Origin of the sequence: Chryseobacterium sp. RLHN22 (assembly GCF_051011795.1) — a bacterium.
Classification (GTDB): domain Bacteria; phylum Bacteroidota; class Bacteroidia; order Flavobacteriales; family Weeksellaceae; genus Chryseobacterium; species Chryseobacterium zhengzhouense.
The window spans coordinates 86,307-106,977 of the sequence record NZ_JBPCHW010000013.1 but is presented as its reverse complement, the minus strand read 5'-3'; the positions used below and the strand labels follow the sequence as shown (position 1 = coordinate 106,977).

Sequence of the window (20,671 nt, the reverse complement as noted above, 5' to 3'; positions counted from 1 at the left end):
AATTAGAGTTAGATAATTTAAAAATTATCGGTACAAATCACATAAGAATGATCTCATATTCTACTACTTCAAAAAAGTTAGAGATTAATTCATTAAAGTTGAAATAAACCATCTATAAATATTACAATATGAAAAATTTAGAAAACAATGAAGAAATCTTTGCACAGAAAGACAACACAGTAATGACAAATCCTGTCGGAAAATATCCTGAACCACCTTTTGAAAGGCAATTTCAGCCGTTTCCGGGATTGGCTCATAAGATGAATCCGGTTCCTGATCATGGGGAAAAATCTTACATTGGATCTGGAAGACTCATGGGAAGAAAAGCATTAATTACAGGTGGTGATTCCGGAATAGGAAGAGCTGCAGCCATTGCCTATGCCCGTGAAGGAGCAGATGTGGTGATTAATTATCTTCCGGAAGAACAGTCTGATGCTGATCAGGTTCTTGAGTTGATAGAAAAAGCCGGGCAGAAGGGATTCGGAATTCCGGGCGATCTTCGGGAAGAGTCATTCTGTAAAGAATTGGTTGCACAAGCCGTTGAAAAGTTAGGCGGACTTGATATTCTGATCAACAATGCAGGCCATCAGAAAAGCAACGAATCTATTTTGGATATTACAACCGAAGCTTTTGACAGAACAATGAAAACCAATATTTATGCGCCGTTTTGGATCATTAAGGCAGCTTTACCGCATTTAAAGCCCGGTTCAAGCATTATTGGCTTATCGTCTGTTCAGGCTTATGATCCCTCAGAAGATTTATATGATTATGCACAGACAAAAGCGGCTACTACAAGCTACGTAAAATCTTTGGCAAAGCAATTGGGACCAAAAGGAATCAGAGTAAACGGTGTTGCTCCTGGCCCGGTCTGGACAGCTCTCGAGATCAGCGGAGGGCAGACTCAGGAAAAAATTGAAGTTTTCGGTCAGGATACAGCTTTCGGAAGGCCAGGACAGCCCGCAGAGCTTGCTTCTATCTTTGTACAGCTTGCAGCCGACGATGCAAGTTTTGCGACAGGACAAATTTATGGTTCAGCCGGAGGAAGCGGACAACCCTAAGAGAAACAAGATAAAGCTGATCATTGTAGATAAGTTTATTTTTCCGGCCTGTTTATGGTAGCTCACGGCTAAAAAGTACCACATATAGTCAATTTGGTATGTTTGAAATCTTTGCTGGTATGGCACTTGTAAGAAGTATAGCACACTAAAAATATTATTATGAACAACGAAAGAACAGTATCAGTATTAAATGATTTGTTAAACATCACAAACGACAGAATTCAGGGATTTTCTAAAGTGGAAGATAAAGTTTGGGATACTTACACTCCTTTAAAAGCTGATTATGACCAAATGGTGAGTCAGTCTCAGACAATGAAATCAGAATTGAATAACCTGATCCTTGAAAGAGGAGGAGAGCCTGATAATACGGGGAGTACGGCGGGTGCTATTCACAGAGCATGGATTGATGTAAAAAATTCTTTTTCCGGAGACAAAACAGAGTCTACACTGGAAAATGTAGTTTATGGCGAAGAAGCAGCAATTAATGCTTATCAGGATGCATTAGACAGCGGTGACCTTTGTCCTGAAAGCTCAAGAGTGGTGAGCGATCAGCTTCATCATCTAAAATCATCTTACAACAAATTCAGTAACTTAAACGAAATGAAAAATTAAATAGGTAACGACATTAAACATTACTTGTTTATTTCGGAATATTTGATTCCATCATAGTGTTACATTTTCAATCCTAAGAAAGCAATTTTTTAGGATTGTTTTTTAATTAAACAAATTGCGAATAAATATGGAAATTACAACTGATTTTAAAAACGAGATTCTCACCAATTCAAAAGCCATAGAAAATATTGAAGTTCTTTATAAAAAAAGAGAAAAGTTCACCGGTGAACTTGCAATGGTAAAAGAAGATCCTTTTGAAATAAAAATTTTTGACAAAGATCAGGAAGATGACAAAGCTGAACATCTTATTTATTTTGGAAGAGCTGTAGAGATTACATTAAATTATTTTGACGGAACCATTAAGGTTTTTAAAGACATTATTGATTAGTATTATAAGCAATAAACTTTTTAAGTTCAGATTAAAGATGAATGGTTTTTTGTTAAAACATTTACATGATCTGTTCTGAACAAGGATTGCGGCATACCGATTGATAAAGGGAAATATACCAATCAGAAATAAAATGGATTTCAGTTTAAACAAAGAAATGAATAATGACGAAGTAATTGTAATGCTTGCACTTTTAGATAAAGATTTACAGGAAATGATGTTACATTGTGTAAAGAATGAGTGGAGATTTGAAATGATAGGCTCAAATAATCTTCAGTTATATATACCGAAAGATTCTCTGCATCTTCTTTTCTATCTCGGTCACCAGGTTTTGTCCGGAGGGAAATTATCAGGTATTGAAGCTTAACTGTGTCTTCAGTATAATTTTCGTTTTTTTCAACAAAATTTATTCCAAGTAATTTAATTATTGATCTAAATATATTGTTTCATTAATCAGAATTTAAATTTATATGAAAAAAATATTTTAAAATTTAACAGTGTAGTTATCAATGTTTTATGCTTGTCAAAATGTTTTAAAAAATCAAAACAACCTTTTTTGGTACAGTAATTGGATAAATCATGCCACATCAGAAAACAAGCAGTGATCAATGCTTTAGTAGTTCTGAGGTCTTCATAGGCAGTGAATTATCTGCTTTATTATCTATTAGAAATCAATTAATATTATTTTATATGAAATCAAAACTAGCAGTCTTATCGCTTGCGATGGCGATTCCCACGTGTGTTTATGCACAAGATTCACTTCAGGTAATGAATAATGGAGAATATCCCAACACGTTTTCGTCGGGATCAGCTAATGTACAGCCATTTACACAATCTTCTAAAAGATTTAATGACTGGTCGATCTCTTTTGGGGGCGGTATTCCGCTGATGCAGTCTGCAGATCTTACATCAATTAAAAACGGAGGAGGTAAAAACCTCATCGGATATTCTGCTTATTTCAGTGTAGATAAAGCGATAACCCATGCTTTTGGATTGAAATTGCAATATGACCGTGGTGAAACAAGACAGGGCTGGTTCAATACAAAAGATGCAGCACCTGCCAATGCCGCCGCTACCATGCAGGTAGGAGCAAGAACACAGTATGATGCGATCTCTATTTTAGGAGATATTAATTTCTCTAATCTGATGAGAAGAGTAGATAACAAATCTCCTTACAGATGGGCGCTACACGGTTATGCCGGAATCGGAACTTTAGCTTACAGAGCTTATCAGAAAGATGAGTTCGGGCAAAGACTAATGACAGAAGTGAAGCCATTTAAGCTACATTCATTCTTTGGACAAGCCGGAGCTGGTTTAAAATATAAACTGTCAAACAGACTTGATCTTGAAGGTAGAGTGATGTATGTGGTAACTACTGATGATGAGTTTGACGGAGGCGGAGCTCATACCAGTGCAATAAATAATATATCTGAGCAAACTTCGGATAACTTCTTCAACACAACTTTAGGTTTAACGGTTAATTTAGGAAAACACGAATCTCACCTGATGTGGCATGACCCATTGCAGGAAATTTACTACAGAACAGAAGTTTTGGAAGCAAAATCAAACGATGTTGAAGTGTGTAAAGCTGGCGATGCCGATAATGACGGAGTCTGCGACGATTGGGACAGACAGCTTGATACTCCGGCAGGAGCAAGAGTTGACGGAGCGGGTGTAGCTTTGGATGTTGATATGGATGGAGTAATTGATCTTTACGATAAATGTGTAACGGTTCCGGGACCTGTTGAAAATAATGGCTGTCCGCTGGAAAATCAGAACTCAGGAACTGTTGCCGAAACAGAAACAAAATTGGATGGAATTGAATTTGAACTGAATTCAGACCGAATTTTACCGAATAACACCCCGATTTTAAATAATGCAGTAAATTATATCAATTCTTCAAACGGTTCATATACCGTTGTGGGAGCTACAGATACAAGAGGTAGTGAGGCGTATAACCAGACGCTTTCTGAAAAAAGAGCAAATAATGTAAAGCAATATTTGATCAAAAACGGAGTAGAATCTACCAAGCTTGATGCACAGGGAAATGGTAAGAAAGATTTAAAATATCCTGAGTGTGATCCTGCAACAAAATGTCCTGAATGGAAAAACAAAGCGAATAGAAGAGTGTATTTTAAAGCAAAATAAAAATAATAACTTCTAATGTAAGGGCTGTCTCAATGTTGAGGCAGCCTTTTTTTATTTTAATATATTATCACGTTTGAGATCAGATAACATTCGTATAATAATTTTATTGCGACTAATTATTTTACACCAATTTTTCAATTGTTGAAGGTCTACTATCGTGGAATGTATTCAAAAAAAGGTGAACCCAAAAGATTCACTTGTATATATCAGTCTATTAAGCCTCTATAAACTCCAAAAGATCTTTGTTAATCGTTTCATGCTCTGTAGTCGGCATTCCGTGAAGGAAATCGGGATACGTGATCAATTTTCCGTTTTTCAAAAGTTTTGCAGATTTTATCGCGCTTTTGTATCGTTTCATTTTTATCTTCAAAAGAAATGGAAAGAAGTTTGATTGTATTTAGGATATGTATAAAAAATTATTTTTGAAAATTTTATAATAATATTTGTTTATTTTTAAATAATTTAGTCGCTAATATGACGAAGTATATCATTCCTGATAATGAAACAGAAAGATTGAAAAAATTAGAGTTTTTTGATCTCCTGAATTTAGGCAAAGACCCTCAATTTGATGTTTTTGCAGAAACGGCATGCCTGATTGCCGATTGCCCGTCTTCCTTAATTTCGATTATGGAAAGTGAAACCCAGACTATACAAAGCTGTATCGGTCTTGAGATCGATTCTGTGGAACGTAATAATACTGTTTGCCAATATTCAATAGCGAGTGGAGAAATAGTGATCATTAACGACACACTTTTGGATGAAAGATCCTGTCATAACCCGTTGATTTTGGCAGGAGGTATCCGGTTCTATGTCGGTATACCATTTCTTGATGACGAAGGTTTTGCTTTGGGAACAATCTGTGTGATTGATTACAAGCCCAGAACCATTACAGATAGTCAGATTACCGCTCTTAAAAAGCTCGCAGATGTTATTACTAAACTTCTCACGACTAAAAGAAAAACGGTTTATGCAGAATATTTTCAGCAGATTTTTAATATTTCAAACAATCTGATCTGTGTCTTAGACAGCCAGCTTCAGCTTAAAGATTTTAATCCTGTATTTGAAAAAATATTCTCTTTAACAAAGGAGGAAGCTGTAGGGAAGAGTTTTGCTCAGGTTCTTGGAGAAGATCACCAAACATTTCCGGAGCTCACCAGTTTTCCCGACAACGCGGTTGAAATATCTTTTACTACTTCTACAACAATTAAAGATGGCAGTTCTGTAGTTATTGAATGGTTGTTGAAGCCTAATCAGGAACTCTCTGAGATTTTTTGTTTCGGGATCAATATTACAGCATTGACAGAGGAAAAGCGACAGCTGGAAAGTTCCGAACGACGTTTCAGAAGTTTCTTTGAAAATGCCATTGGCTTAATGAGTATGCACGATATGGAAGGCAATATTCTCGCTGTTAACGAAAAAGGAAGAGAAACACTGCATTATTCTGCGGACGAAGTAAGAGACCTTAATCTTAGAGACCTTGTTCCTGAGCAAAACTGGCTTGCTTTAAAACAATATCTGGAGCGTATCAACCAGAATGAAGAGGATTTCGGAACGATGATCCTGAAAACAAAAGAAGGTGAAGATTTGATATGGATGTATCATAACCTTGTTGAGCTTGATGAAGAAGGTAAACCTTATGTTGTAAGTACTGCTCTGAATGTTACCGAACGGATGACGCTTGAGAAAGATCTTATTTATACAAAAAAAATGCTGGAACAGACCAGTTCGGTAGCACAAGTTGGTGGTTGGGAAGTAAACCTTGTAAACAACACGGTATTCTGGTCTCAAAGTACCAAAGAAATCCATAAAATAAAGAATAATTTTCAGCCGGACTTTGAAAATGCTCTTGGCTTTTATAAAGAAGACAGCAGGGAAAAAGTAAAATTCTTGTTTAATAGAGCGGTAACAGAAGGCATTCCGTATGACGAAGAATTTCAGCTTGTTCGTAACGACGGTGTTACGATCTGGGTGAGGGTGAAAGGGATTCCGGAGTTTGAAAATGGGGTTTGCAACAGAGTTTTTGGGATTATTCAGGATATAGATGCCTTTAAAAAGATGTTTCTAGAAATTACCAGAAAAGAAGCCATGATGCAGTCATTTGTTACGTATGCTCCTGTTGCTGTAGCCATGTTTGATAAAGACCTTAATTATATTTCTGTGAGCAGTGTCTGGAGGGAAGAATTCGAAATGAATGATACCGATATCATCGGTAAAAATCTTTTTGTTGTGTCACCAAACGTTCCTGAAGAGAGAAAAGAAATTTATCGTGCTGCTTTGCAGGGGAAAACTTATATTAATGAAGATTTTGCGATCAATGTTGAAGGTAAAGAAGAAATTCAGCATTTCGATCTCAAGGTAGGACCGTGGTATCTTTCGGATAATGAAATAGGAGGTGTTATTGTCTCTGTGCGTAATATTACCAATGCTGTACGTATCAACGAAGAGCTTAAAAATGCGAAAAAAATGGCTGATATCGCAAGCAAGGCAAAATCAGAATTCCTTGCCAATATGAGTCATGAGATCCGTACTCCTCTGAACGGGGTTATCGGTTTTTCTGATCTTCTTTTAAGAACGCCGCTCAATGAGATCCAGACACAGTATCTTAATTATATTAATGAATCCGGGGAAAATCTTCTGAACATTATTAATGATATTCTGGATTTTTCTAAGATTGAATCCGGTAAAATGGAGCTTCTGATAGAGAAAAGCGATGTGTATGACATGGTGAGTCAGGTAATCAACGTTATCTTGTATCAGTCTCAGAAAAAGAATATAGAGCTTCTTCTGAATATTGAACCGGGGCTTCCGAAAACACTTTTACTTGATGAATCCAGACTAAAGCAAATTCTTATCAATCTTCTTGGTAATGCCGTAAAATTCACAGAACAGGGTGAAATTGAACTCAAAGTCGAAAAGCTTCGCATGGATCATAAGAAGATTGCCCTGCGATTTTCTGTAAGAGATACAGGTATTGGCATCCCTATCGAAAAGCAAAAGCATATTTTTGATGCTTTCACTCAGGAAAATAGTTCTATCAGCAAACGTTATGGTGGCACTGGTCTTGGCCTTACCATATCAAACAATATTTTAGGATACATGGGAAGTCATCTGTCACTGATCAGCACGCCTGATAAAGGCTCTGTGTTTTTCTTTGATATTGAAATCCCTTATGAAATGTCTGAATTGAAAGAAGAAGATGATCTTACTATACACAAAGTGCTCGTTGTGGATGATAACGAAGCCAACCGTATCATTCTGCAGCACATGCTTGCTTATAAAAATATAGAATCCACACTGGCTGCAAACGGTATGGAAGCTTTACAGATATTACTTAAAGGAGAGCGTTTTGATGTGATATTGATGGATTATCATATGCCGGTAATTTCCGGTTTGGAAACGATTGATAAAATCAGGGAACTGTTCAATCAGCGAAAAGAGATTTCGCCGTTGGTTGTTCTTCATACTTCATCCGAAGAGCATGATGTTATCAACAATTTCCGTAAAAAAGACAATTCGTACTTCCTTCTTAAGCCTATTAAATCTGATGATCTTTATAAGACGCTCCGGAAAGTGGCACAAAATAACGTGATAGAAGTTTCTGCTCAGGGAGATTCTGAAAAAGACGGGTTTTCTTTTATAAAAGAGCTTGAAGTTCTTTTGGTAGACGACAATCCGGTGAATATGGTCCTGAATAATAAAATGATGAAATCGCTTACGCCTGATGCAAATTTAACAGAAGCTGTAAACGGCCTCGAAGCTTTGGAAGCATGCAGGAAAAAGAAATTCTCTATTATACTGATGGATGTGCAGATGCCGGTAATGAACGGTATTGAAGCTACACAACAGATCCGTCTTTTGCCAGGATATGAAAATGTACCGATCATTGGTGTTACAGCCGGAAATGTTTTGGGAGAAAAAGAAAAATGCCTGGATTCCGGGATGAATGATTTCTTACCAAAACCTCTGAGACAGGCAGATCTTTTAGAAATGCTTAAAAAATATATTTCGGTTAAAGAAAATGAAGGTCATGATGGACATTCAAATGCAGATTCAGATTCGGATATTGAAATATTGACGGATAAATACATTAATATGGATATGCTGAATGAGCAGATTGGTGGCGATGATGATTTTAAAGAAATATTTTTAAACCTGGTCATCAACGAGCTTATCCAGACCGAAGATAAAATTAACGCTATAGCAGCGGTGAAAGATACCTCTGATGCGAAAACAATTCTCCACAAGCTTAAAGGTACTGCCGGAACTGCAGGACTCTTCAGTCTTTCAGACTGTGCCTTAAAATGGGAAAAGAAGACTGATGATGAGATGGACTTTTCAGCCATGGAAAAAGAGATAAAAGAAGAGATAACAATAGGATTAAATATTATAAAAAGTTTAATAAAATAAATCAAAAGCTATGTTAATTTTGATCGCCGAAGACGACGAGCTAATTCTCAAAACAATTGAGCATAAATTATTAAAAGAAGGACACGAAGTTATTTTAACCCGCAACGGTAAAGAAGCCATCGAAACTTTGAAAGAAAAAGATGTTGATCTTGCCATCACCGATATCATGATGCCTTTTGCTTCAGGAATAGAAATTCTTTCTGCCATACAGTCGATGGGGAAACAGGTTCCGGTGATTATGCTTTCAAGTATGGGACAGGAAGAAGTGGTGCTTAATGCTTTTGATCTGGGAGCTTCAGATTTTATAGTAAAACCATTTAGCCCAAGTGAACTGATGCTGAGAATTAAAAGATATATCCCGAAATAGAATATCATATCATGCTCATCACATCAATACATTTTCTTTTTATTGTCTTTATTGTAATGCTTTCATTGGTTTTAGTACTGGTGCTCGTTGTGCTTATTTACAATTTTATTGAATATAAAGAATCTGTGAGAATTACAGCTTGGTCCGGTATTATCGATCAGAAAATTTCCGATGTTATTGTTTATGGAGATGACGAACTACCTGCCAATTCTAAGTTTAATTTTCTGGCTTTAAGAAAACCTTTCAGAGTTCTTTTTCTTCAGAGGTTAGTCGATTCAGAGAAAAAATTTTCCGGAGCGGCAAAAAGTAAAATTAAAGAATTATTTAAAGAGTATAATCTCCGGGATGTAGCCATAAATAAGCTTGATCAGAGAAAGCCATATCTGATCGCACAGGGAATCCGTGAGTTAGCAGTGATGGATCATGATGAAGCTGCCCCAAAGATATCTTTATTTTTAACCCATCCTTCACAGCAGGTTTATCTGGAAGCTCAATACGCAATGGTAAAACTTAAAGGCTTTGAAGGTTTAGGTTTTTTAAATACTTTTTCATCAAAAATTTCAGAATGGCAACAGCTGAGATTGCTCCTCTCTATTTCTTCTTTGCCGCCAGATCCAGATATTACCATTGAAAAATGGCTGGAAAGTACCAATGATTCGGTAGTAATTTTTACGCTTAAATTAATAAAAAAGTTCCAGCTTCTTTCTTTTTATTCTAAAATTACAGAATTGCTCAATACTTCATCTGTTGAGATTAAAATAAAGGCTATACAGACTTTAATGTCACTGGAGAATCCTGATACGGTTGCTTATCTGTCAAGTATATATGATGAGCAACCAGACGATGTACGGGTTGAGATTCTGCGTGTCGTTAAGGCGTCAAAAGATCATTGCTGTACGGATTTGCTAAAAAAAGAACTCTTCGAAGGCAATACTTCGGCGATAAAAGTAAGTGCAGCACAGGCGCTTTATGAATTAAGATATGACGAATATCTGTCGGAACTTCTCCAGAGAGAAGATTTGACTGAAGAATCAATTCAAATTATTAAATACGCATTGCACGAAAAAGTATGTTAGAATTTTCACACATTGTCTACGAAACGGTAATCTGGCTTTATCTGTTGTACGGTGCAGCAGTTGCAATTATTTATGGTTGGATAGGTGTTTATGCATTCGGAGCTGTTTTACGGTATAAAAAAGAAAATGTATTTACAGATTACAGCATGATTGCTGCCAATCCCAATGCTCCTGTTTTCAGCCTTCTTGCTCCCGCTTATAATGAAGGAATGACCATTGTGGAAAATGTAAGGTCTTTGCTGTCTCTTTATTATCATAATCTTGAAATCATCATTATTAATGACGGAAGTAAAGATGATTCGATGCAGAAGCTGATCGAAGCCTATGATCTTGAATGTGTGTCATACTTTGTACAGGGTAAAATTGAAACCAACAAAATCAGAGGAATTTATAAAAGTAAAAATCCTGCATTTAAAAAACTTATTTGTGTAGATAAAGAAAATGGGGGTAAAGCCGATGCTTTAAATGTCGGTATCAATGTATCTTCCGGAGATTATCTGGTTTGTATCGATGTAGATTGTATTCTTGAGCAGGATGCAATTCTTAAACTGGCAAAGCCATTTTTAGAACAGACAGATAAGAAAATTATTGCCTGTGGTGGTGTGATCCGCCTTGCCAATAATTGTGTGATTGAAGACGGAAAAGTAGTGAGTGTAAATATGCCTAAAACTTTGCTTGGAAGAACACAGGCATTAGAATATATCAGAGCATTTGTACTAGGAAGAATGGCCTGGTCAAGAGCTTCAGGGCTTATTCTTATTTCTGGTGCATTCGGAGTTTTCGACAGGAAAATTGTTTTGGAATGTGGAGGATACGACAGAAATACCGTAGGCGAAGACATGGAACTCGTTGTGAGAATGAGGCGATATATGGAAGAGCGTAAAGAACCTTATGAAGTGATTACAATTCCTGATCCTCTCTGCTGGACAGAAGTTCCTGAAACCAAAGACATCCTGAAAAAACAGAGAAACCGCTGGATGCGCGGAACAATAGAAACGCTTTGGAAACACCGTAAACTTATGTTCAACCCAAAATACAAGAAATTGGGAATGGTAAGCATTCCTTATTGGTTCTTTTTTGAGTTTTTAGGACCTTTGGTAGAGTTTTCAGGGTACATTGTCTTCATTATTTTTCTTCTTTTAGGAATTATCAATTGGTCTTTCTTCTTTATTTTGTTTGCGCTGGTGCTTTCTATGGGCTTCCTTTATTCTGTGTACGGAATATTGGTAGATATGGTCAGTCATCAGGTGTATAGTAAAAGAAAAGATTTTCTTTCTCTTATTGTGACTGCTTTTTCAGAGCCTTTTTATTTTCATCTGATTACAGTGAGAGCGGGAGTGAATGGTTTTATTGATTATTTTAAAAAATCACATGGTTGGGGCGAAATGACAAGGCAAGGCTTCAGTCAGAACACAAAGAATTTACCTTTAAAAGAAAAAATTCTGGCAATCCTGAAAAACGGGCTCAAAAAATGGGGTGCTTTTGCTACTGCGTTCAGTATTCTTTTTCTTTTAGGAGTTGTTGCAGAATGGCTTTGGTACCGTTTTGTATTTACAAAAGTTAATTCTTCGGCAATTGTTGGTTCACTTTTTCTTGATAATGTGCTGTTTATATTCCAACTTATGTTTGGCTTTGGAGTTATTTATCTTTTGCTTAATTTCATTAAAGAGGGGTGGGCAAGAATTTTGGCAATCATTACCTGCGGATTCGTTGTGGCAATGCAATATATTCTGTTTATTTATTTTTCGGAGACGGGAAATTTACTGGGTGCAGATCTTATCTATTACAGTAAAGCCGAAATGAAGCAGATTTTACAGGCAAGCGGAATGCTGAATCTTAAGAATTATGCCTTACTGATAATTTTATTGGCGGTATCATTTATCCCTTTATTTATGGCTGGTCGGTCCGGTTTTAAATCTGTTTATCCGGGTATAGTTTTTTTATCGGTGGGATTGATCGCTTTTTTTGTTCCTGTAAATATTTTAGGATTAAACAATATAAACGAGTTTAACCAAAGTGCTGCAAAAAGTAAATGGGCTTATTTCTTTAAAGCTAATGAAGAAAACTTTATCAGCGATCATCCCGAAATTACAGAATTACTTAATGACGACGAAGGTTTTGCATCCAACAGTAATATGCTGAATGAGAATTATCCTTTTTGGAGAAAAGAAGATACACAGGATTTTTTAGGTCAGTATCTCAACAAATCTGAGGAAGTTCCGAATCTTGTATTTGTAGTTCTCGAAGGTTTTGGTCATGCTTATACATCTCCCAAAGGTTATATAGGGAATTTTACTCCTTTTTTAGATTCCCTTTCGCAAAAAAGTCTTTTCTGGGAAAACGGTCTGAGTTCCGCTGGTCGAACTTTTGGTGCTCTGCCTTCATTGGCGGGATCTTTACCATTTGGCAAAAATGGTTTTCTGGAAATAAAACAGACTCCTAATCATTTTAATCTCTTCAATGTATTAAAATCAAACGGTTTCGAAACAGGGTTTTACTATGGCGGAAATCTTATTTTTGATGGGTATAGAGAGTATCTCGAGTATAATAAAGTAAATAATATTGTCGATATAGGTTCTTATGGAAATTCTTATCGTAAACTTCCTGCTAATAATGATAATGAAAGTTGGGGGTACGAAGACCAGGCGGTTTTCAGGAAAGCGCTCGAAAAGCAGAAAGTTCAGAAGAGGCCTTATTTTAATATGATTCTTACGCTTTCTACACATAATCCTTTTTTAATTAATAATAAGGATTACTACGAAAAGATGTATAATGCGAGAATGGAGTCAAACGCTTTGACCTCAGCACAGAAAAATTGGGCTTCAGGATATAAAAATCAATTGGTTTCTGTTTTAAATGCAGATGACGCTTTGAAGCAGTTTTTCAAAAATTACAGCAAAAGACAAGATTTTACTAAGACTATTTTCTTTATTACAGGTGATCACAGTATGCCGGAGATTCTCCTTCAGTCTAAAATAGACCGTTTTCATGTGCCGATGATGATCTATTCCCCTTTATTAAAAGAGTCAAAAAGATTTCAGAAAACAGTGAGTCATTTTGATGTAGCTCCTTCTATTTTGGCGTATTACCGCAGAAATTATAATCTGCTCACACCATCTACTGTAGCTTGGCTAGGTAGAGGCTTTAGTCCTGATTCTGAAGTCAGTAAAAGTGATGTTCCGATTATGCAGAGTAAAAGTCTTTTAACGGATTTTGTTTCCGAAAAATACTATTTACATGATGGCAATCTCTTTATATTGAATAAATCCGAAGAAGACCCTCTTAATAATCCCGAGATTTTCAAAAAAGTTAATGGTCGTTTTGAGCAGTTTAAAAGAATGAATTCAGAATTTTATAAGAATAAAAAACTGATTCCGGATTCTGTATTCACCAATTTTATGAAAAAAACAGCTAAATAGTCTGGATTAAAATTTACGGGTATAGCCTAATGTGATGTCAAACTGGTTTCCTTTCTCGTTGGGGCGGTATTCCTGATTATAATACATAGTTCCTATTGAGAATAGATTTCTTTGAACAGAAAAATTGTATTCACCACCTATTTTAAAGGTTTTTAGCTTAAAAGTTTCGTTTTCCAAAAGATTGTTGCGGGATTCTTCAGGACTGATTCCGGTTCCGATCTGCAATGCAAAATAATCCTGCGCACTTTTTGTATAATAGCGTACAGTTCCTGTATAGGAATGAGAAATGTTTTTGTGATCGGGAGTAAGATAGGTACGGATGTTGAACCAGAAATTCTTATAATATTTTCCTACAGAAGCTGTATACATCCATATATTATTGCTGAAATATAGCTGTCTGTAACCGATTTCTGCTTCAAAGCTATGCGGAAGGTTTGCGTTCAGCGAAACTCCGGTACGGTACTTCGGGAAAATACCGACATCATTAGAGTAAGCTCCTCCTACGTAAAGATAAAAGGTTTTAGATAACCTTGGGTAAGCTTCCAGTTCGATCTGTGTGCCGTTTTCAGCAAATTTATTTGCATAATTTCCTCTTATGATAAAAGATCCGATTGAGGTTACTCTTTTGTAACCTATGCCTACAATATGCCAGTCATCTGTAAATTGTTTATCGAAATGCGAGTAATTGTAGGTAATGTTTATAGCATTTTTGGAAATTAAATCATTGATTTTTACCGCAAGACTGTTGGCTTCAGTATTTTTTGGATTAATGGCTAAAAGATTTTTAATTGCTTTTTCAGATTCTGTATAGTCTTTATTGACATCATAAGCTTTCGCCTTCAAAAGCCAGAGTGCTTCAGATTGAGGATGATAAGTAAGTCCTTTATCAATTATTTCTACGGCTTTTGTATTGTTATCGTTCCAATATTCCAAAGATGCATATGCAATAAAATAATCTTCATCCTGAATATTTTTATCAGCAAGCGCTTCAAAAACAGTTCTAGCGGCTGTTACATCCTTGAGCCATGTATACAGTCTCCCTAAAAAAACCGATATATCCGTATAGTTAGGTGCCTTCTGCAATGCTTGCTTTGCAATTTCTATGGATTTCGGATAATCTTTTTCTTCAAATGCTGTTGTTCTGGCTTTTACGAATAGTTCATCTGCTGAAAGATCCTGGCTATACGCCTGAAATGGAAGTAATAATAATAACAAAAATCCAAAATGTTTTCTCATTGAAGTAAGCTGAATGATAGTAAAACAAATATATTGAACTTTTGTAAGTATAAAAGATATTATTTCCTGAAATTATAAATTATTCATAAAAATAATTAATTATGGTGGTAAATTTATGTAATATAAATGTTAAAGTGTAATCAGAAAGTTACCAGAGATATAATATTGATTAGCAATATTTAAAGTTTTGATTTTAGCCGGCTTAATGTCTCCTGTGACATATTTAGATAAGTTGCTACTATTTTGTTAGGCAATCGTTGAACAATTTTTGGGTTGATCTCCAGCAACTGCCTGTATCTTTCAGTTGCATTCTGTGTGAGGAAAGACATGAGTCTGTTGGTGTTGTTTACGTAGGCATATTCTAAATAATGTCGGTAGAATTTTTCCCACGAAGGAATAATTTCCAGCAGATGATAAAAGTCTTTGTGGGTAATGTAAAGTAATGATGTCGGCTCCAGTGCCTGAATAAATTCGAATGATGGTTGCTTTGAAATAAAACTGCACAATGCTGTAGCAAAATTATTTTCAAAGGCTAAATATCGCGTTGCTTCCTGTCCGTCTTCAGTGATGAAAAATATGCGCAAACAACCGTTGCCAACGAAAAATGTTCGTTGGCTGGTTTGGCCATGGATTAATAAGAATTCGTTTTTCTCGACTTCTAAGGGTTTGAAATGAGAAATGATTTTATTTAATTCATCCTCTGTAACTGTGATAACATCCTTAATGTAATTGATGAGTTGTTCTTGCATTGTTAAAATTGGATGGTTACAAACATACTAAAACAATTTTTGATCATTACGATTTGGAAGTTGTTTTCTCGGCTAATTTCCTGGCATTCGGGATAATGATGAATGCTGAAATATATGCAACAGGCAGCATAACACTCCATGCTTTTAGAAATTTGAAGAACCAATCTTCACCAAAACCATAATTGCGGACCAGGCCTACAAATGCCATAATTAATGTCATCGGAATTACAACAAACAAAGTGTTGATAAATTTGAAATACTTTTTGTTCATTTTTTTATATTTAAATTGTGTTGCAAAACTCTCCAAATAAAAAAATACAAGCATTGATATGAGTCAAAAAATGAATTAGACGACAAATAATCGGAATCTATTTCGTTTCTTAGCTCATAGATCTTTTTTCAATAATTTCTTTAAGGATAGCGATCCAGATTGTAGATAATAATAGGGAAAGGCAGGTAATTCCAAGCCCGGTTTTGTATAAGCTATATTCAATAATTCCTGTTTTGTACGCAATAGATAATGCCAATATGCCAAATTCTCCTGTTTGAGATAATAAGGCTCCACCATACCAACTATCTTTCCAGTTAAATTTTAGCAATCGGAAAATAATTGCAGACATTACACTATTGCTTGCCAGTACAAAGAAAGTGCCCAGCAGAACAATTTTTATATGAGAACAGAGATACAAAAGATCAAGACGAAGCCCTATAGAAACAAAAAAGAGGGTAGTGAAAAATACTTTGAATGGCATTAATGAATGTTCGAGCCAATTAAATGATTTTACCCTTCCGACAATAACTCCGGCTATAAAACTTCCAAGCGCACCGCTTAAGCCCACTATTTCAGCAAATAATCCGAATCCAAGGCAAATAATCAATCCTGAAAATACCTGCAGGTCATGATCACTTTCAATAGTGTGAAAAAATTTTGGAAGCCTGATCTCCTGTATATTTCTTACTCTTTTTAAAAGCAGAAAAATGGCAACGCAGATCAATAATGGTAATATGATCTGTAGAAAATCAAGATTTGCTTTGTCCCAAACTTTCAGTATCGTTAACACAGGAGCAAGCAGCAGATCCTGAAATATCAGCATATTGAGGATCATGATTCCGAATGTTGTTTTCAAAGCATTGTGCTTTTTCAAAAATTCACTGACCACAGCAGTACTGTTAAATATAAAAAGTACCGCAATAAGAATTATGCTATTTAGAGATAGACCTGTCATATGACCCACCATAAAAGCACAAATCATGCTTAGAAGTATTTTTATACTTTGCGCTATCACAGGTTTTATAAGTAAGCTTCGATTGTTTGGAACATTGATTTCCATACCCAAAAAGAACATCAGAAGCAGAATTCCTATTTCACCGATGACTTCTATTTCATCCGGTTTGGTAAAAACTCCTGAAACATATGGTCCCAGGATTATACCTGCAATAATATAAGCAATAAGGTAAGGTTGATTCAGCTTTTTCAAAAGAAGCATTATGCCTAATGTGGTGAGGCACAAAATGCATATGGCCGAAAGTAATCCATGCATAATTTAATAATTAAAATTGATAATGAATTAATTTTACTAGATAGAACAGAAATTGGTTTCCTTTTGGGAAACCAATTATGATATTATTGAATCTCAATCAGCTTGGGAGGACGTTTTTTAGCTTCCTCCTTTTTAGGGATTGTGAGCTTCAAAACTCCGTTTTCGTATTTAGCTTCAATGTGCTCTTCATCGACTACGTCTCTTGCGAGCTCAAAACTACGCTGAAAAGCCTGATAGCTAAATTCTCTGCGGGTGTAATTGTCATTTTTGTCTTCCGTTTCATTTTTCTTAGAAGACGAGATGGTGAGAAGATTACCTTCCAGGCTTATTTGGAAATCTTGTTTTTCCATACCGGGCGCGGCGACTTCCACTACGAAATTTTCAGGATTCTCCCTGATGTTTACGGATGGGAGAGTGGTAAGAGTGGAAGAATAATTATTGTTGCCCCAATTAAAAAGTTCGCGACTGAAAAAATCATCGAACAGTGTACGTGGATTTGCAGGGAGCAAACTGCCATTGCTTCTTTTTTCGATTGACATAACAAACGTTTTTTAATGTTAAACAATAAATTAAATGATCACATTTGAAAATTTACAAACAATATACCAAAATAATTGCTGGAAAAAATGGCATAGTATGAAAGAAAAAATGTCATAATTTACATGAATAGGCGGTAAGTCGTAACTTAGCTTTTAGTATTAAACATACTTAAGATGAATATGAAACCTTAAAATAAAACCTCTGAAAATCAAATGATTTCAGAGGTTTCTTGTACCCAGGACCGGGATCGAACCGGTACTCCTAAGAACTGGTGTTTGAGACCAGCGCGTCTACCAATTCCGCCACCTGGGCTTGATGTTGATTACAAACATGATGTTTGTTTCAAATTGGTGTGCAAATATAGGAACTTTTTTTAATCTTCAAAAACTTTTGTCAAAATTTCTTTAAAAATTTATTTCTAAACCATCGTAGGCAAGGTGTATTCCGGCCGGAAGTTGTTTGTCTTCAATATCATGCAGCCCGAAATGATGACTGATGTGGGTGAGAAATAATTTTTTAGGTTTTAGTTCTTCAAAGAGTTTGATGACATCAGGGAGGATAAAATGTGCCGGATGCGGATCAAATTTCCGGATACAGTTTAAAATTAAGACATCAAGATTTTTTAATTTCTCCTTTTCGGTTTCAGATATAAAGCCGGCATCGGTAATATATGCTAAATTTTTAAATTTGTATCCTAAAGCTGTTATTTTATAATGAATGACCTCAATGGGTGAAATTTCTGTGTCTAATACGGTAAATTTTTCATTTCCGATTTCATGCAGGTCAAAAGCCGGAGCTCCCGGATATTTTTCATCAGCAAAAGCATACGGAAAACGCTTTTTTACTTCATCGGCAACTCTGGAAAGACTATATAATGGAATATTTTTTCCACTTTTAAATATTAAAGGACGCATGTCGTCCAAGCCGATCACGTGATCATTGTGCTCATGGGTAAGAAGAGTGATATCAACACGATCTTCTTTGTTAATAAGCATTTGCTGTCTGAAATCAGGCCCACAATCGATCAGGATTTTTTTGTACTCATCTGTGGTGACCATTACCGAAGACCTGAAACGCTGGTCTTTGGGATTTGATGAAGTGCAGACCTCACAAGTGCAGCCAATAACGGGAACACCCTGTGAAGTTCCGGTTCCTAAAAATTTCAACTTCATTTTCTTTTGAGGTTGTTTTAATTTTGGTAAATTTACGAAAAATTTAATGTCCTAATGTATCAGAAACTAACTCCTAAACAAAAAGCATTAACAATTAATCTGGATCCTACTATTTATGGTACTTTCGCGGAAATTGGAGCAGGGCAGGAAACTGTTCGACACTTTTTTAGAGCAGGAGGAGCTTCCGGTACAATTGCTAAGGCAATGTCGGCTTACGACAAAGATTTTAGTGATGCCATCTACGGAAAAGAGGTTAAAAACAGGTATGTAACCCAAAATCGACTTCGTAAAATGCTTCGTTATGAAGTTGCACTGATTGAAGAAAGAATTTCCAGAGATAACAACCCCGGCAGAAAATATTTTTCCTATGCCAATACCGTAACAACTATCAATTTTGATAAAACCATAAAAGGTCACGGCTGGGTAGGAATCCGTTTTCAGGTGAATGAAAATGAAGATTATAACGAAATCGTTATCCACGTTAAATTCAAAGAAAATGATGCAACCTTGCAGCAGGAAACTCTTGGGAATCTTGGGGTAAATCTTATCTTCGGCGCTTATCATTATTATGACAACCCGAGAAGACTGATCGAATCTCTTTATGACGATATTGCAAAAGATAATCTGGAGATCGATATGATCGATTTCAACGGGCCTGCTTTTGCTTATGTAGATAACAGGCTGATGTCTTTACAGTTGGTGAAAAACGGAATGACTGAAGCGGTGATTTTTAACTCTGAAGGTAATAATATGCTTCCCGCTGATGTTCTTTACAAAAAAAATATTTTTGCGGTAAGAGGAAGTTTCAGACCGGTAACTAAAGTTAATATCGATATGCTCAAAAATGGGATGGATATGTTCCTGAAAGACGCTATCTGTACCCAGGAAGAAACTGAAGTCCTAATCGAGATTACCATTTCAAACCTTCGTGCAGACGGTGATATTGATGAAAGGGATTTCCTCGACAGGGTAGACGTTCTTGGTAAATTAGGCTACACCGTTATTATTTCGAATTTCTCAGAATATTACAGACTGATTGATTATTTCTCTCATTATACAAATGGCGACATCGGTGTTGCGATGGGAGTAAACAATATGTTGATGGTATTCGACGAGAAATATTATCAGGATCTTTCAGGAGGAATTCTGGAAGCATTTGGTAAGTTTTTCAGAAACGGAATGAGAGTTTATCTTTATCCTTACAAAGACCCTGAAACACATGAACTTTTGGATTCTTCAAACTTGAAAGTGGAAGAAAATCTGAAAGAATTGTATAAATATTTCAAATTGAATAATCGTATCGTAGATATCACAAACTACAATCCGGAATTTTTGGAAATTTATTCCAGAGAAATTTTAAGAAAAATTGCCTGCAACATGAGTGGTTGGGAAAGCCAGCTTCCTGAAGGTGTTGGTGAAATGATAAAAGAAAGAGCAATGTTTGGTTTCAAAAACGAACTTTCTCTAAAACAGTTTTCATAAAAATTATTACAATGTCTGAATTAAAAAAAAGGCTTTCATCTATTCTCGAAAGTCCGAAACATAACACTGAAGAGAAATTGCAAAAAGTTTGCGCTCTTCTCGATCAGGAGATTTCCTACTTCAACTGGACGGGTTTTTATTTCAAAAACGGAGATAAAAATGAATTGAAATTAGGACCTTACGTAGGTGCAGAAACCGATCACACGATTATTCCTTACGGAAAAGGAATCTGCGGTCAGGTTGCGGTGTCCAATGAAACATTTGTTGTTCCGGATGTAAAAGAAGAGAACAATTATCTAAGCTGTTCGATCGATACGAAAGCCGAAATTGTAGTTCCTATTTTCAAAGACGGACATAACATTGGCCAGATCGATATTGATTCCCATACCATTAATCCATTTACGGATGAAGACAGAGAATTGTTGGAATGGCTTTGTAATGAAGTTTCAAAGATTTTGTAATCTATTTATATTAAA

The 20,671-nt window shown here is 35.9% G+C and carries 18 protein-coding genes and 1 tRNA gene; 11 read left to right on the top strand and 8 right to left on the bottom strand.

The window, feature by feature from the left end:
• Window positions 1-128: 128 nt before the first annotated feature.
• The 5 genes from ACR1PN_RS13875 (at window position 129) to ACR1PN_RS13855 (ending at window position 4,206) form a co-directional block, all read left to right on the top strand.
• The gene (locus ACR1PN_RS13875) at window positions 129-1,058 is read left to right on the top strand and encodes an SDR family oxidoreductase (protein ID WP_433980521.1); all 930 of its coding nucleotides are present in this window, start codon (window positions 129-131) and stop codon (window positions 1,056-1,058) included.
• 159 nt (window positions 1,059-1,217) lie between these two features.
• Entirely contained in the window at window positions 1,218-1,670 is a 453-nt protein-coding gene (locus ACR1PN_RS13870) for a ferritin-like domain-containing protein (RefSeq protein WP_433980520.1), read from the top strand.
• 127 nt (window positions 1,671-1,797) lie between these two features.
• Window positions 1,798-2,058 (top strand): hypothetical protein, encoded by a 261-nt coding sequence (locus ACR1PN_RS13865; RefSeq protein ID WP_433980519.1) that lies wholly within the window; start codon window positions 1,798-1,800, stop codon window positions 2,056-2,058.
• 133 nt (window positions 2,059-2,191) lie between these two features.
• Complete coding sequence (locus tag ACR1PN_RS13860; RefSeq protein ID WP_433980518.1) at window positions 2,192-2,425, top strand: hypothetical protein; 234 nt, start codon at window positions 2,192-2,194, stop codon at window positions 2,423-2,425.
• A 323-nt stretch (window positions 2,426-2,748) separates the two neighbouring features.
• Window positions 2,749-4,206, top strand: coding sequence for an OmpA family protein (locus ACR1PN_RS13855; protein ID WP_378174541.1), 1,458 nt, complete (start codon window positions 2,749-2,751; stop codon window positions 4,204-4,206).
• A gap of 214 nt (window positions 4,207-4,420) precedes the next feature.
• Here ACR1PN_RS13855 and ACR1PN_RS13850 read toward each other — a convergent pair whose 3' ends face one another.
• On the bottom strand, window positions 4,421-4,564 hold the full coding sequence (locus tag ACR1PN_RS13850; protein WP_433980517.1) for a hypothetical protein: 144 nt from the start codon (window positions 4,562-4,564) through the stop codon (window positions 4,421-4,423).
• Between the two features lie 116 nt (window positions 4,565-4,680).
• On the opposite strand from ACR1PN_RS13850, the gene ACR1PN_RS13845 reads away from it, so the two are divergent.
• The 4 genes from ACR1PN_RS13845 to ACR1PN_RS13830 are packed head-to-tail and all read left to right on the top strand — an operon-like array spanning window position 4,681 to window position 13,475.
• Window positions 4,681-8,613, top strand: a complete 3,933-nt coding sequence (locus tag ACR1PN_RS13845; protein ID WP_433980516.1) for a response regulator — start codon at window positions 4,681-4,683, stop codon at window positions 8,611-8,613.
• Between the two features lie 10 nt (window positions 8,614-8,623).
• Complete coding sequence (locus ACR1PN_RS13840) at window positions 8,624-8,980, top strand: response regulator transcription factor (protein ID WP_378174535.1); 357 nt, start codon at window positions 8,624-8,626, stop codon at window positions 8,978-8,980.
• 11 nt (window positions 8,981-8,991) lie between these two features.
• Complete coding sequence (locus ACR1PN_RS13835) at window positions 8,992-10,056, top strand: HEAT repeat domain-containing protein (protein ID WP_433980515.1); 1,065 nt, start codon at window positions 8,992-8,994, stop codon at window positions 10,054-10,056.
• On the top strand, window positions 10,050-13,475 hold the full coding sequence (locus tag ACR1PN_RS13830; RefSeq protein ID WP_433980514.1) for a sulfatase-like hydrolase/transferase: 3,426 nt from the start codon (window positions 10,050-10,052) through the stop codon (window positions 13,473-13,475). The genes ACR1PN_RS13835 and ACR1PN_RS13830 overlap by 7 nt, the downstream gene beginning before the upstream one ends.
• 6 nt (window positions 13,476-13,481) lie before the next feature.
• On the opposite strand, the gene ACR1PN_RS13825 is transcribed toward ACR1PN_RS13830, so the two are convergent.
• From ACR1PN_RS13825 to ACR1PN_RS13795, 7 genes are all read right to left on the bottom strand, one after another.
• On the bottom strand, window positions 13,482-14,711 hold the full coding sequence (locus ACR1PN_RS13825; RefSeq protein ID WP_433980513.1) for a YaiO family outer membrane beta-barrel protein: 1,230 nt from the start codon (window positions 14,709-14,711) through the stop codon (window positions 13,482-13,484).
• Window positions 14,712-14,890: 179 nt separating this feature from the next.
• Complete coding sequence (locus tag ACR1PN_RS13820; protein WP_433980512.1) at window positions 14,891-15,460, bottom strand: Crp/Fnr family transcriptional regulator; 570 nt, start codon at window positions 15,458-15,460, stop codon at window positions 14,891-14,893.
• 46 nt (window positions 15,461-15,506) lie between these two features.
• Window positions 15,507-15,731: a DUF2798 domain-containing protein gene (locus ACR1PN_RS13815; RefSeq protein ID WP_378174519.1), complete on the bottom strand. Its 225-nt coding sequence runs from the start codon at window positions 15,729-15,731 to the stop codon at window positions 15,507-15,509.
• 109 nt (window positions 15,732-15,840) lie between these two features.
• Window positions 15,841-17,001 (bottom strand): cation:proton antiporter domain-containing protein, encoded by a 1,161-nt coding sequence (locus ACR1PN_RS13810; protein WP_433980511.1) that lies wholly within the window; start codon window positions 16,999-17,001, stop codon window positions 15,841-15,843.
• An 83-nt stretch (window positions 17,002-17,084) separates the two neighbouring features.
• A complete protein-coding gene (locus ACR1PN_RS13805) occupies window positions 17,085-17,540 on the bottom strand; it encodes an Hsp20/alpha crystallin family protein (RefSeq protein WP_378174513.1) in 456 nt (151 codons plus the stop codon).
• Window positions 17,541-17,773: 233 nt separating this feature from the next.
• A tRNA-Leu gene (locus tag ACR1PN_RS13800) sits at window positions 17,774-17,853 on the bottom strand.
• A gap of 92 nt (window positions 17,854-17,945) precedes the next feature.
• Window positions 17,946-18,713 carry an MBL fold metallo-hydrolase gene (locus ACR1PN_RS13795; RefSeq protein ID WP_433980510.1) on the bottom strand — a complete coding sequence of 256 codons (768 nt, stop codon included), beginning with the start codon at window positions 18,711-18,713 and terminating at the stop codon, window positions 17,946-17,948.
• A gap of 54 nt (window positions 18,714-18,767) precedes the next feature.
• Between ACR1PN_RS13795 and ACR1PN_RS13790 the strand changes: the two genes are divergently transcribed.
• Both ACR1PN_RS13790 and ACR1PN_RS13785 read left to right on the top strand, forming a co-directional pair.
• Entirely contained in the window at window positions 18,768-20,195 is a 1,428-nt protein-coding gene (locus tag ACR1PN_RS13790; RefSeq protein WP_378174312.1) for a TonB-dependent receptor, read from the top strand.
• An 11-nt stretch (window positions 20,196-20,206) separates the two neighbouring features.
• Window positions 20,207-20,656, top strand: a complete 450-nt coding sequence (locus ACR1PN_RS13785) for a GAF domain-containing protein (protein ID WP_433980509.1) — start codon at window positions 20,207-20,209, stop codon at window positions 20,654-20,656.
• Window positions 20,657-20,671: the final 15 nt, after the last annotated feature.

Coding starts and splice junctions, on each gene's coding strand:
- ACR1PN_RS13785 (WP_433980509.1), top strand. CDS start 20,207: ATGTCTGAATTAAAAAAAAGGCTTTCATCTATTCTCGAAAGTCCGAAA.
- ACR1PN_RS13810 (WP_433980511.1), bottom strand. CDS start 17,001: ATGCATGGATTACTTTCGGCCATATGCATTTTGTGCCTCACCACATTA.
- ACR1PN_RS13860 (WP_433980518.1), top strand. CDS start 2,192: ATGGATTTCAGTTTAAACAAAGAAATGAATAATGACGAAGTAATTGTA.
- ACR1PN_RS13835 (WP_433980515.1), top strand. CDS start 8,992: ATGCTCATCACATCAATACATTTTCTTTTTATTGTCTTTATTGTAATG.
- ACR1PN_RS13850 (WP_433980517.1), bottom strand. CDS start 4,564: ATGAAACGATACAAAAGCGCGATAAAATCTGCAAAACTTTTGAAAAAC.
- ACR1PN_RS13845 (WP_433980516.1), top strand. CDS start 4,681: ATGACGAAGTATATCATTCCTGATAATGAAACAGAAAGATTGAAAAAA.
- ACR1PN_RS13865 (WP_433980519.1), top strand. CDS start 1,798: ATGGAAATTACAACTGATTTTAAAAACGAGATTCTCACCAATTCAAAA.
- ACR1PN_RS13840 (WP_378174535.1), top strand. CDS start 8,624: ATGTTAATTTTGATCGCCGAAGACGACGAGCTAATTCTCAAAACAATT.
- ACR1PN_RS13820 (WP_433980512.1), bottom strand. CDS start 15,460: ATGCAAGAACAACTCATCAATTACATTAAGGATGTTATCACAGTTACA.
- ACR1PN_RS13815 (WP_378174519.1), bottom strand. CDS start 15,731: ATGAACAAAAAGTATTTCAAATTTATCAACACTTTGTTTGTTGTAATT.
- ACR1PN_RS13795 (WP_433980510.1), bottom strand. CDS start 18,713: ATGAAGTTGAAATTTTTAGGAACCGGAACTTCACAGGGTGTTCCCGTT.
- ACR1PN_RS13870 (WP_433980520.1), top strand. CDS start 1,218: ATGAACAACGAAAGAACAGTATCAGTATTAAATGATTTGTTAAACATC.
- ACR1PN_RS13875 (WP_433980521.1), top strand. CDS start 129: ATGAAAAATTTAGAAAACAATGAAGAAATCTTTGCACAGAAAGACAAC.
- ACR1PN_RS13805 (WP_378174513.1), bottom strand. CDS start 17,540: ATGTCAATCGAAAAAAGAAGCAATGGCAGTTTGCTCCCTGCAAATCCA.
- ACR1PN_RS13790 (WP_378174312.1), top strand. CDS start 18,768: ATGTATCAGAAACTAACTCCTAAACAAAAAGCATTAACAATTAATCTG.
- ACR1PN_RS13830 (WP_433980514.1), top strand. CDS start 10,050: ATGTTAGAATTTTCACACATTGTCTACGAAACGGTAATCTGGCTTTAT.
- ACR1PN_RS13855 (WP_378174541.1), top strand. CDS start 2,749: ATGAAATCAAAACTAGCAGTCTTATCGCTTGCGATGGCGATTCCCACG.
- ACR1PN_RS13825 (WP_433980513.1), bottom strand. CDS start 14,711: ATGAGAAAACATTTTGGATTTTTGTTATTATTATTACTTCCATTTCAG.